Origin of the sequence: Tenacibaculum sp. XPcli2-G (assembly GCF_024124505.1) — a bacterium.
In the GTDB taxonomy this organism is placed as follows: domain Bacteria; phylum Bacteroidota; class Bacteroidia; order Flavobacteriales; family Flavobacteriaceae; genus Polaribacter; species Polaribacter mesophilus.
This window is the reverse complement of the sequence record NZ_JAMXSH010000001.1, coordinates 472,343-484,936: the sequence shown is the minus strand read 5'-3', so window position 1 is coordinate 484,936 and position 12,594 is coordinate 472,343. Positions and strand designations below refer to the sequence as shown.

The following is a 12,594-nucleotide window of genomic DNA, read 5'->3' as shown; positions in this document are numbered from 1 at the left end:
TTTTTATTATTACTCACTATCAAATAGTTATAGCAAAATCTTCTTTCAAGGAAAGAAAATGGAAATATTAATCGTATTTTTATTAAAATTTATAATTAATGCTTCAAGTTAAAGATTTAGAAATATCCTTTAAAAACTCTCTACCCATAGTTCAACAAGTTTCTTTTAGCCTTCAAAAAAACAAAATACTAGGAATTGTTGGTGAAAGCGGTAGTGGAAAATCAATAAGTTCTTTAGCTATTTTAGGATTACTTCCTAAAACTGCTTCCATAAGAGGGGAGATACTTTTTAACAAACAATCTTTGTTGGGTTTTAATGAGCAAGATTTTCAAAAAATACGTGGTAACCAAATAGCCATGATTTTTCAAGAACCTATGAGTTCTCTGAACCCTACATTAACTTGTGGTGTTCAAGTTGCTGAAATGCTACAACAGCATACACAATTATCTAATCAAGAAATTAAGGAGGAAGTTATTTCCTTATTCTCAAAGGTAAAACTTCCCAGACCTGAAACTATTTACGATTCGTATCCTCATCAAATAAGTGGCGGGCAAAAGCAACGTGTGATGATTGCTATGGCAATTGCCTGCAAGCCACAATTACTTATTGCTGATGAGCCTACAACAGCATTGGATGTAACCGTACAAAAAGAAATTATTTTACTTTTGAAAGAACTACAACAAGAGTTTGAAATGGGAATTATTTTTATTTCACACGATTTAGCATTGGTTTCTGAAATTACAGATTCTGTTGTGGTAATGCATAAAGGAAAAATAGTAGAAAAGGGAAGTGCTAATCATGTTTTTTTACACCCAAAAGAAAGTTATACAAAAGCTTTAATCAACTCAAAACCAAATACAGAAAAACGATTAAAAACTTTACCTACAGTTAACGATTTTATTAATGAAACTATAAACTCTACAGTGTATACAAATGAGGAGCGCACTGCTTTTCATCAAACAATATATAATAAACCTCCGTTGTTAGAAATTATTGATTTGCATAAAGATTTTATCAGCAATGCTTCATGGTTTTCAAAACCAACTGTTGTAAAAGCCGTGAATGACGTTTCTTTTAAGATTTATAAAGGTGAAACTTTAGGACTAGTAGGAGAAAGTGGTTGTGGAAAAACCACTTTAAGTAGGACTATTTTACAACTAGAAAAAGCCACTTCGGGAAGTATTCTATATAACGGAAAAGATATTACTAAACTCTCGAGAAAAGACTTTAAAAAACTTCGAAAAGAAATTCAGATTATATTTCAAGATCCGTTTTCTTCATTGAATCCAAGAATTACTGTTGGTGATGCTATTTTAGAACCGATGAAAGTTCATAACATTTTAAATTCTAATAAAGAGCGAAAAGAATATGTCTGCAACCTATTAGAAAAAGTAGGTTTAGAAGCAACTCACTTTAATCGTTACCCACATGAATTTTCTGGCGGACAGCGCCAACGTATAGGAATTGCTCGTGCTATAGCTCTACAACCAAAACTAATTATTTGTGACGAATCGGTTTCTGCACTCGATGTATCAGTGCAAGCACAAGTATTAAACTTATTGAATCAATTAAAAACAGAATTTAATTTTACTTATATATTTATTTCTCATGATTTATCTGTGGTAAAATACATGGCAGATCAATTAGTTGTAATGAACAAGGGTAGAATTGAAGAAATAGCTGATGCTGACGAAATTTACCAACATCCAAAGACAAAATACACCCAAACTTTAATAGAAGCCATCCCAAAAGGGCTGTAACTTTTTTCACTGCGTTATTAATGGTATATTGCACCGTTAAAAACGAAAAGAAAGAATATGAAGATTATAGTACCAATGGCAGGAATTGGGTCTCGTTTAAGACCTCATACATTAACAACTCCTAAGCCATTAACAGTTATTGCTGGTAAATCAATTGTACAACGATTAGTGGAAGATATCACTTCTGTTGTAGATCAACCTATAGAGGAAATTGCTTTTATAATTGGACCTGCTTCTAAAGGGTTTCCTGCAGATACAAAAGATAAATTAATAAAAATAGCCGAAAACTTAGGAGCAAAAGGTTCTGTATACGTACAAGAAGAAGCATTAGGAACTGCTCACGCTATTTATTGTGCTAAAGAATCATTAGGAGGTTCTTGTGTGGTGGCTTTTGCCGATACCTTATTTAAGGCTGATTTTACATTAGATGCTAACGCTGATGGGGCTATTTGGGTGAAGCAAGTAGAAGATCCTAGTGCTTTTGGTGTAGTAAAATTAAAAGACGGATTTATTACTGATTTTGTTGAAAAACCAAAAGAATTTGTCTCAGATTTAGCCATTATTGGTATTTATTATTTTAAAGATGCTGATAAATTATTAGAAGAGATAAAATATTTAATTGATAATGATATCAGACCTTCTGGTGAATATCAACTAACAGAAGCTCTAGAAGCTTTAAAAGTAAAAGGAGCCAAGTTTATTCCTGGAAAAGTAAATACTTGGATGGATTGCGGTAAGAAAGACCCTACAGTAGATACCAACAAACAAGTTTTAGGCTTTGAACAAGCAGACGGCAACAATTTAGTATCTGAAGACGTTGTATTAGAGAACGCTGAAATTATTCAACCTTGTTATGTTGGAAAAAATGTAGTGTTAAAAAACACCAAAATAGGTCCTTTTGTTTCAATTGGTGAAAACAGTGTTGTTGAAAACTCAACAATTACTAACTCTTTAATTCAAACAAACGTGCATATTTCAAATGCCAATTTAGATAATGCTATGGTTGGTAACCATGCAAAATACAATGCTAATTATACATCGGTAAGTATAGGTGATTATACAGAACTTACATAAAAACTCAATAGAAAAGAGAAGAGAGAAGAGAGAAAAAAAGTTTTTTTCTAAAGCAATACTGTCTTTTTTCTTTCTCTTCTTTTCATACTTTCTAAACGCTCAAGATAGCATTCCAGCATCAATCAACATTGCTGAAAAAAACAATATTGAATTTCAACAATATTTTTTTAAAGCGCTTTCAAACAAAGCTATTTTTAATTACCAAAAAGCTATACAAAATTTAGAAGAGTGTAACAGAATACTTCCAAATAATAAAGCTGTTTTATTTGAACTTTCTAAAAACTATGAAAAATTAGGTAGAAACCCTGAAGCCCTATCTTATATTGATTTAGCTTTAGAAATAGAACCTAATAATGTTTGGATGCTTGAACACAAAGTTTTTATTTTAAGAAAGTTAGCCAATTTTGATGATGCTATTATTGCGCAACAAAAAATAGCTACAACAAACCCAAAGAAAAAACAATTACTTGTTTTTTTACATCTCCAAAACAAAGATGTTACCTCTGCTAAAAAAGTGTTGGCAGAGTTAAAGGAAGCTAAATTATTAAATGCCAGACTTCGCTCTATTGAAAGAAAAATAAATGCTCGAAAAACAACCGAGGCACAACCCAAAAAAATCACTGAAAACCTTGATCCAAAATCACTTTTTGAAAAAGAAAAATCTTATACCAATTTAAAAACGTTACTAGATAAGTTGGCCGCAAACAATGATACTGACTTATTAAAATACAGTGAACAAGGTTTAGTTCTTTTTCCTGCGCAACCTTTTGTATATTTAATGAACGGAAAAGCGTTTAATAACAATAAAGATTATAAAAAAGCAATAGAAACCTTACAGAACGGCATTGATTTTGTTATTGACAATAATGAAATAGAAGCTAAATTTTACTTAGAAATATCTAAAGCTTACCAAGGATTGAATGATGTTAAAAAAGCCAATTCTTATAAAAACAAAGCTGAAAAAATTTTAAAATAGGTTTCGTTAGTATAAAATTTATGAAATACACCACTTTATTACTTATATTATTTTTAGGTTTAACTTCATGTAAATCTACCAAAAACGTTACTGGTGATGTCGTTATTAAAGAATTATCGGCACGCAAAGTAGCTAAAAAACACATTGCCTCAAATTTTGACAAAAAAACGGTAGATGCTCGTTTAAAAGTTAATTACAAAAACAATAAAGAAAGTTTAGGCTTTTCAGTAAGAATGAAGATTAAAAAAGACGAAGTTATTTGGTTGAAAGGAACCAAAATCATCTCTATTTTTAAAGCTAAAATCACTCCTACCAAAGTGCAATTTTACTCTCCATATGAAAAAAGCTACTTTGATGGAGATTTTATGATGCTAAAAAAATTATTAGGAACCGATATTAATTTTAAACAGTTACAAAGCATGTTATTAGGTGAGGCGTTGATGGATGTAAAATCTGAACGTCAAGAAGTTCAAATTCAAGAAAAATCATATCAATTGTCTCCTAAAAAACAACCTACTTTATTCGACTTATTTTTTTATGTAAACCCTAAACACTTTAAACTAAACAAGCAATTAATAGTAAACTCGTTAAAAGACCAACGTTTAGACATTAGTTATCCAAAATATCATAAGAAAAACACTACCTTTTTTCCTGAAAAAATTAACATAAGAGCTAAAGAAAAAAATAAGTTTACTATTATTGATATTACAACTCGTTCAGTAGAATATAACACTAAGTTAAATGTAAGTTTTAATATCCCTAACGGTTATAAAGAAATTCAATTATAATTATGAAGTACCCTATTTTTTACATCTCTTTTTTATGCCTATTTTTTGTAGGAATTTCTTCTTTTGCTCAAAGTAGGAAAGAGCTTGAAAATAGGCGAAAGAAACTTAAAAATGAAATAGAGCTAGTTAATAATCTTTTGTTCACAACAAAGAAAAAAAAGACTAGTGCTTTAGACGATTTAAAAGACTTAAACCAAAAAATAAGTGTTAGAGAGCGTTTAATTGAAACTATTGAGTTAGAGACAAAATTACTTTCTAAAGAGATCAATACAAACGAGCAGCAATTAAAAAAATATAATGACGAGCTAGAAAAATTAAAAAATGACTATCGAGATATGGTCGTTAAATCTTACAAAAGTAAATCGCAACAAAGTAAAACCATGTTTTTATTGTCTTCAGAAAGCTTTTATCAAGCTTATAAGAGATTAAAATACATGCAACAATATAAAGATTACAGAAAAAAACAAGGAGAAGAAATTATAGTTAAAGCGAAAGAAGTAGAACAACTAAACGACTCGTTAACTGCGCAAAAAAAATCAAAAGAAGCGTTACTTTCTGACGAGAAAAGTCAGAAAAAAGAAATTGAAGACGATAAGAAAAATCAAGAGCAATTAATTTCAAAAATTAAAAAGGAAGAGAAAAAATACAAAAGCGATTTACAAAAGAAACAACGAGAAGAAAAAAGAATTGCTGCCAGAATTGATAAGTTAATTAGAGATGCTATTGCTAAAGCAAACAAAGGCAAAAAAACTACAAAAGGTAAAACCAAAAGCTCTGGTTTTATTTTAAATGCCGAAGAAAAAGCTTTACTTGCTAACTTTGAGCAAAATAGAGGTAATTTACCTTGGCCGGTTAAAGGTGTTATTACACGAAAATATGGAGTTCAACCACACCCTACATTTCCTGGAATTACTATCAATAGCCACGGGTTATACATTGCAACCAAAGCAAATACCGATGTAAAGAGTATTTTTAACGGAAAAGTTTTAGTTATTCAATTACATCCTGATGGAAGAAAATCAGTTTTAGTACAACATGGTAACTATATTTCTGCATACAATAAGTTAAAAGAAGTTTATGTAAAAAAAGGTGATGCTGTTAAAACTGGCGACAAACTAGGAAAAGTATTCACTAACAAAGTAACAGGTAAAACACAACTTAGTTTTATGCTGTATAAAGACCGAAACCGATTGAACCCTGCACAATGGATTCGTTCTTAACACCATTAAAACAGTTATAAATTTTATTTTTAAATTGTAACCAAATTTAAACGTGTGAAAAACGCATCAAACTTTATTATTGTAACTGTAGCAATTATTGCAACATTAGTCATTGGCAAAGGGATTTTAATTCCTTTTATTTTTGCTATTATTTTTTGGTTTTTAACACGTGAAATCCGAAAAACAATATATAGAATACCTTTTGCAAAACGATTTATTCCATTTTGGTTAAGTAATGTTTTTGTATTTACATTAATTATACTTGGTTTTGGTTTTATTTCTGAAATTATAACAAATAGTATTTCAAACTTAACCACATCATATTCAAAATATGAACCAAATATTGATGCTATTATAAAGCGTTTTAATGCTTACTTTCATATAGATATTGTTACATCACTTAAATCTGTTATTGGAGATTTTGACTATGGCTCTGTTTTAGGTGATATCGCAAACGGAATCAGCAGCTTGCTCGGTGATACCTTTATGATAATAATTTATGCTTTATTTATCTTTTTAGAGGAAAGTAACTTTAAAAAAAAGTTACAAAAGGTTTTTTTAGATACCTCAGAGAATTCAAAAGGTTTTCAAGCAATTTTAAAAAAAGTAGAAACCTCTATTTCTAATTACTTACGATTAAAAACATATGTAAGCCTACTAACAGGTGTTTTAAGCTACTTTATTTTATTAATGGTTGGAGTAGATGGCGCTCCTTTTTGGGCTTTCTTAATCTTCCTTTTAAATTATATACCAACTATTGGTTCATTGGTAGCTACTGCTTTTCCTGCTATTTTTTGCCTAATACAATTTGGAGAGTTTGCTCCTTTTTTAATTGTTGCTATAGCAGTAGGAGCCGTTCAAGTTATTGTTGGTAATGTTGTAGAACCAAAAGTTTTTGGAAGGTCGCTAAACTTAAGCCCACTTGTAACAATACTTTCTTTAGCTGTTTGGGGAGAAATTTGGGGAATAACTGGTATGATATTATCGGTACCAATTACAGTAATTATGATTATTATTTTCTCTCAGTTTGAAAAAACAAAAAACATTGCCATCTTTCTATCAGAAAATGGCAATGTTGATGACATATAAACGATTTTAATCCATAAAAATAGATTTCAACTCCAAAGCCTCCTTAGGATCCATTTTACCTGCTAAAACTAAGCTTAATTGCTTTCTACGTAATGCAGCTTCATAACGTTGTTTCTCTAATTCGGTTTCTGGTTCAATTTGAGGAATTGGTACTGGTTTTCCTGTTTCATCAACAGCAACAAACGTATAAATTCCTTCATTTACCTTCGTTTTTTCACCCGATTGACGATCTTCAATCCAAACATCTACATAAATCTCCATTGACGATTTAAAAGCACGTGAAACCTTTGCTTCTAAGGTAACCACACTTCCTACAGGTACCGATTTGGTAAAGGCTACGTGATTTACAGAGGCTGTTACTACAATTCTTCTCGAATGACGGCGTGCAGCAATACTACAAGCTCTATCCATACGAGCTAATAACTCTCCTCCAAAAAGGTTATCTAAATAATTTGTTTCTCCTGGTAAAACTAAATCGGTAAGTACAGTTAACGATTCTCTTGGTGATTTTGCTCTCATCAATTAAATTTTGATGCAAAGATACAGCAACAAAAAAATCTACCTAAAATAAATGTAGTTTATTTAACCAACAACCAAGCGTCTTCGCTAACAGATTCTTTAATAATTTCTAGAGCTTTTCTAGCTTCTTCTTTAGTTGCATAGCTTGCAAAAGCTACTTGAGTTAAGCCTAATCTGTTCTTTCCAACAATAGAAGCATCATAGCCCTTATCTTCTAACTCTGTTAATTTGTTTTCAGCATTATGCTCTTCTTGAAAAGCTCCAGCTATGATATGAAAGTTTCTATCTTCTTTACTAACGTTTAAGTTAATTGTTGGTAACGGATTCTCTATTACAAAAGTTGCTGATTGAATTTTCTTCTCAACAGCTTCTTCTTGATTTGCTAATACTTGTTGTTGATTTTGAACACCATTCCAACCCACATAGGCAATTCCTACAAAAACAGCTGCAGCAGCAGTCCTTTTTAAATACAACGGAATTGTTTTTCTGTTTTCTTTAGTAGTAGGTAATGACTTAATTGTTACTTCTTTTATTCTTTCTACAGAAGGTGTTGAAACCTCAGCTAATCCAAAAGATTCTTTTAAAAAGTTACTTGATGGATTTGGTTCAAAAATAATTTGTTTTGCCTCGTTTAATGACAAGCTTCCTACAGAAGCAACAGTAACAGTTGCTGTTGCTAACTTTTCTTTCCATTGTGCAACTTCCTCTGCAATAAAAGCAGTAGCTTCTTCAAAAGAAATATTTTTACTCGAAGCTATATAATTTGCCAATAAACCGTCATTATGCTGTAAATATGCATTAAACGTGAGTTGTTTTTTTGGCGGATAAAAAGTGTGAGTAGTTGTATTTACTCTAGCACCAATTTTATTGGTTACAAATCCTCCAAAATTAGGAACAATTACGCAATCGTATCTATATAATAAATCGTTAATGTAGTTGGCTAATGTCATAATAACAAATATAGTTTTTTAGTGAATTACTTTCAAGTAATCTTGTAATTTTTATCAACAGTTTTTTGTATATTGATACTCAAATTATTGCTATCATGAATACAGAAAAATTACTTGCTATTTTACGTTTACAAGCAACTAAAAACATAGGTGATATTTTGGCAAAAAGGCTAATTACCTCTGTAGGAAGTGTTGAACAAGTATTTTTAGAGAAGAAAAATGTACTCCATAAAATTAACGGGATAGGAACTCATGTAACTCAATATCTTTTTGATGAAAGTAACCTGAAAAGAGCAGAGGAGGAGCTGTATTATATTCAACAAAACAACACTACTTTTTCTTATTTTTTAGATGACAATTATCCGCAACAGCTAAAACATTGTATTGATGCTCCAATCTTACTTTTTAAAGACGGCAACCTCAACTTAAACAATGATAAAATTATTTCGATTGTAGGAACTCGGAAAATGAGTTCGTACGGACGCGATTTCTGCAATCAACTTATTAAAGACTTAAAAGAATACAATCCTATAATTGTAAGTGGTTTTGCTTATGGAGTAGATATTTGCGCACACAAAGCTGCAATAAAAAACAACCTGCAAACTATTGCTGTCTTAGCACACGGATTGGATGAAGTATACCCAAAAACACATAAAAAATATATTCATCAAGTAAATGAGAATGGTGGTTTTATTACCGAGTTTTGGCACGATGAGCAACCTATGAGAGAAAACTTTTTAAAACGAAATCGTATTGTAGCTGGGCTATCTAAAGCAACCATTATTATTGAATCTGCTAAAAAAGGAGGGTCGTTAGTTACTGCTGATATTGCCAATTCGTACAATCGTGATGTGTTTGCGCTACCGGGTAGAGCAACCGATATATATAGCAAAGGTTGTAACAACCTCATTAAAAACAATCAAGCACATTTATTAACCTCTGCTGAAGATATTGTAAAAATGCTTAATTGGGATCTGCCGAGAGCCTCGGCACCTATTCAAAACAAGCTTTTTGTTGATTTGAATGAAACCGAACAAAAAATACACAATTACTTACAACAAAATGGTAAACAGTTGTTAGATGTTATTGCGTTAGATTGTAATCTTCCTACTTATCAACTATCCTCTATTTTGGTTCAAATGGAATTAAAAGGGGTTATAAAACCTTTACCCGGAAAAATGTTTGAAGTTTAATCTACTTCAAAAGTAATTGGTAATGTATATCGCACATTTACATTTTTTCTGTCTACCTGTCCAGGTATTAGCTCTGGTAAATCTTCAACAAATTTAATTATCCATTCTTCTACTTTTCGGTTTATAGCTCTTGTTTTTATGTTAGAAATATTACCTATTGTATCTATTGTGAATTGAGTATACGCTTTCTCCCCCTTTTTCTTTACTTCAAGTTTTTCAAGTAAACCTTTATTCATTTCTTCCTTAAGAAACTTATTGATGTCTTCTTCAAAGCTAACCTTTGAGTTTTTAAACTTTGGTTTAATATCAACTTGAAAAAATGAATACGGTTCATTGTATTCCATTACAACTTCTCCTTCAATAACATCTCCCATAATTATAACTTCTGGAATACTGTCTTTTTGAACCAAGGGTTTCATTTTCGTGTCTTCTACAACAAATATTCCCGTTGTTGAAGGTGGCGGTGGAATTTTGCGTTTGTTTTGTTGAACAACAGTGTCTTTATCAACGTTTAAAGAATCAATTGCTATTTCAATTTTAGGAATAGAATCAATTATTTCAATCTTTTCTATTTTTTGCGTTTTTCCAGTATCAGTTTTACAGCTAAACAAGGTGGTTCCCATTGCAAAAAGCAATGATATGATAAATGATTTTTGAAATGTTAACGGTTGGTGAAAAGTTGTTTCAGGTAACTGAATTACAATACTATCTAGTTGTTTTCTGTAAAAGTGACCACAAACTCGTTGTCCTTTATTAGCTGCTAAATAATCTTTGATTTCTTTTGTTGATTTTTTAGTGAAATCAACTACAGTTTTAGCACAAGAACTGCAAAACTTTCCTTTTTCATTAGGTATCATAGCATTCCAATCTTCAAAACATGGTTTTGGAATCGTAAGTTTATGGCTTTTCATAGTAAGTAGTTTTTGTTAAGAATCAACAAATATTATTCCAAAAAAATAAATTGAATTATCTTTGAAAAAATAAGCTTCTTAATGTCAGAATATAAACTCATATCACAAAAAAAACCAGCTTTTCCTGTTACCAAAAAACTAGGAAACTACTTAAAAAGACATAACAGAACTATAAAAATTCCTATTTTTTATGATGATTTGTTGCGTTTTCAAGGTTCGGTTGCTGTGTATGATAAACACGATAATGATACCTTATGGATACGCGTTTTTTATAATGAGTTTGAGCGGGCTGAAATTGATTTATACCTAAAAAAAGTATATAATATCTTACACTCTAACGGTTCTGACGCCAGTATTAAGCATTTAAATGTTGATGCTATCGATTTTTGTACGTTTGGTAACTCTAAACCTTTTCGTATAAAAATTCGAAATATTTTAAATGATAACTACACCTATTTTTACGTAAAGAAAACCGATGCTTCTCGTATTTACGGACTAGAGTTAGAGGATATTTTATCTCCTTACAACCTAAACTTTTTGGTATATGAAGACACGTTGATAGAAGAGCATATATCAGGAATTCCTGGTGATGTTTTCATCAATGATTATTTAGATGATTGTTTAGACATTGAAAAAGCACAACTAGCTAAAGAGTTTGTTAAATTTAACGAGCGTTGTATGATTCGTTTGTTGGGCGATATGCGTTCGTATAACTACGTAGTAGTACCTACACACGATTTTGAAAATGTTGTGTATAAAATTCGTCCGATAGATTTTGACCAGCAATGTTACGAAGGTAAATTTAAAGTGTATTATCCACAGTTTTTTAAAGAAAATTTAAAGCTCGTTCAACTGGTAGGAGATAAGCTTACTTCAGAATCTATTGAGCAATATCAAATAGAAGAGCGATCAATTGTTGCTAAAAGAATTTTAGGTTCTCGTTCTCGATTGAATCGTTTGCTTTCCGCTATGAAATCAGATAATATTTCTATACCAAAAAATATCGAACAATTAAAATCAGAAATTTTTGAATTTACAGGAGATATTAATTTTAGAGATAGTGATGGTATGGGTGAAGTTTTAGACAGTGCACTAACTTTTGTTCGTAGAAATTACGAAGATGTGAGTATGAAAACCATTATTCAACAACAGCAAAGATTACACTAGCCTTTTCTACTTCGAATACTTTCAATAATCACTGTTGCTAAAATTAAGCTTCCACCAATAAACGTGTTCCACGTGGGAATTTCGTTTAAGAAAATAAACGCTAACAAAATTCCGAAAACAGGTTGAATACTACTAATTATACTTGCGGTTGATGCCGAAAAAAACTGTAGTGAATGTACCATTAAACTATGTCCGATAGCCGTAGTTAACAAAGCCAATAATAGTAAATAGGGGAGTTGCTCTTGAAACCCGGAAACATCCATAAAAAATAAAACGGGAACTAAGGTTACGGTAATTATTACCACTTGATAAAACATCAACATTACTCCATTGTATTGCTGTACATACTGCTTTAAAATCAAAATTCTAACAGAATAGCACAATGCAGAAAGCAAGCCAAATAACACCCCTTGTACTTGTGTGTTTTTAATATCGAAATCAGGGGCTAGAATGTATAAACCTAGCAACACCATCAACCCTAAAACAATATGAATCGGATTGAATTTTATTTTTAAAAACAAGGGTTCTAAAAAGGCAATCATTACTGGAAACGTGTACAATGACAACATTCCAATAGCTACATTGGACAGTTTTAACGCATAGAAATAAGTAATCCAATGTGCACCCATAAAAATTCCCCCCATTAAAGAAGGAAACAAATGTTTTTTTGATTGTATGGTTAAATCAATCTTTTTGAATCGGCAAAAGACATACAAAATCACCATAGCAATCACCGAACGAAACCACACAATAACTTCTGAAGGCATTGCAATATACTTACCTAACACACCCGATGTACTGATGAATAAGGTAGCTAATAATAGCCCTGAAAGGTTTTTTATATGGTTAGTTTGCATGAGGGTAAATGTATGTCATTTCAACCAGAGGAAGAAATCTTAAGAAGATGAGTTACTCAATTGAATGAGATTTCTCGCTACCGCTCAAAA

General features: G+C 31.1%; 12 protein-coding genes. 8 read left to right on the top strand and 4 right to left on the bottom strand.

Translation table 11 applies throughout. The features are described 5' to 3' along the window. Window positions 1–98 precede the first annotated feature (98 nt). The 6 genes from NH341_RS02200 to NH341_RS02175 are packed head-to-tail and all read left to right on the top strand — an operon-like array spanning window position 99 to window position 6,907. Window positions 99–1,760: an ABC transporter ATP-binding protein gene (locus NH341_RS02200; RefSeq protein WP_253055591.1), complete on the top strand. Its 1,662-nt coding sequence runs from the start codon at window positions 99–101 to the stop codon at window positions 1,758–1,760. A gap of 57 nt (window positions 1,761–1,817) precedes the next feature. Beyond that, entirely contained in the window at window positions 1,818–2,834 is a 1,017-nt protein-coding gene (locus NH341_RS02195; protein ID WP_047788030.1) for a sugar phosphate nucleotidyltransferase, read from the top strand. Next, window positions 2,812–3,810, top strand: coding sequence for a tetratricopeptide repeat protein (locus NH341_RS02190; protein WP_253055590.1), 999 nt, complete (start codon window positions 2,812–2,814; stop codon window positions 3,808–3,810). The genes NH341_RS02195 and NH341_RS02190 overlap by 23 nt, the downstream gene beginning before the upstream one ends. A gap of 20 nt (window positions 3,811–3,830) precedes the next feature. After that, a complete protein-coding gene (locus tag NH341_RS02185; RefSeq protein ID WP_047788031.1) occupies window positions 3,831–4,598 on the top strand; it encodes a DUF4292 domain-containing protein in 768 nt (255 codons plus the stop codon). Window positions 4,599–4,600: 2 nt separating this feature from the next. Further along, the gene (locus NH341_RS02180) at window positions 4,601–5,818 is read left to right on the top strand and encodes a murein hydrolase activator EnvC (protein WP_253055589.1); all 1,218 of its coding nucleotides are present in this window, start codon (window positions 4,601–4,603) and stop codon (window positions 5,816–5,818) included. A 54-nt stretch (window positions 5,819–5,872) separates the two neighbouring features. Beyond that, complete coding sequence (locus tag NH341_RS02175; protein ID WP_073182341.1) at window positions 5,873–6,907, top strand: AI-2E family transporter; 1,035 nt, start codon at window positions 5,873–5,875, stop codon at window positions 6,905–6,907. 6 nt (window positions 6,908–6,913) lie between these two features. Here the strand turns inward: NH341_RS02175 and NH341_RS02170 are convergent, their stop codons facing one another. Both NH341_RS02170 and NH341_RS02165 read right to left on the bottom strand, forming a co-directional pair. Beyond that, entirely contained in the window at window positions 6,914–7,426 is a 513-nt protein-coding gene (locus tag NH341_RS02170) for an acyl-CoA thioesterase (RefSeq protein ID WP_047788033.1), read from the bottom strand. Window positions 7,427–7,485: 59 nt separating this feature from the next. Then, window positions 7,486–8,376 (bottom strand): SPOR domain-containing protein, encoded by an 891-nt coding sequence (locus tag NH341_RS02165; protein ID WP_173359030.1) that lies wholly within the window; start codon window positions 8,374–8,376, stop codon window positions 7,486–7,488. Between the two features lie 95 nt (window positions 8,377–8,471). On the opposite strand from NH341_RS02165, the gene dprA reads away from it, so the two are divergent. Then, window positions 8,472–9,569 carry a DNA-processing protein DprA gene (gene dprA / locus NH341_RS02160; RefSeq protein ID WP_253055588.1) on the top strand — a complete coding sequence of 366 codons (1,098 nt, stop codon included), beginning with the start codon at window positions 8,472–8,474 and terminating at the stop codon, window positions 9,567–9,569. Here the strand turns inward: dprA and NH341_RS02155 are convergent. Further along, window positions 9,566–10,480, bottom strand: a complete 915-nt coding sequence (locus NH341_RS02155) for a hypothetical protein (RefSeq protein WP_253055586.1) — start codon at window positions 10,478–10,480, stop codon at window positions 9,566–9,568. The two genes, dprA and NH341_RS02155, sit on opposite strands and share 4 nt — an antisense overlap. Before the next feature lie 81 nt (window positions 10,481–10,561). On the opposite strand from NH341_RS02155, the gene NH341_RS02150 reads away from it, so the two are divergent. Then, on the top strand, window positions 10,562–11,647 hold the full coding sequence (locus NH341_RS02150) for a hypothetical protein (RefSeq protein WP_047788036.1): 1,086 nt from the start codon (window positions 10,562–10,564) through the stop codon (window positions 11,645–11,647). On the opposite strand, the gene NH341_RS02145 is transcribed toward NH341_RS02150, so the two are convergent. After that, window positions 11,644–12,504, bottom strand: a complete 861-nt coding sequence (locus NH341_RS02145; protein WP_253055584.1) for a DMT family transporter — start codon at window positions 12,502–12,504, stop codon at window positions 11,644–11,646. The genes NH341_RS02150 and NH341_RS02145 overlap by 4 nt on opposite strands. Window positions 12,505–12,594: the final 90 nt, after the last annotated feature.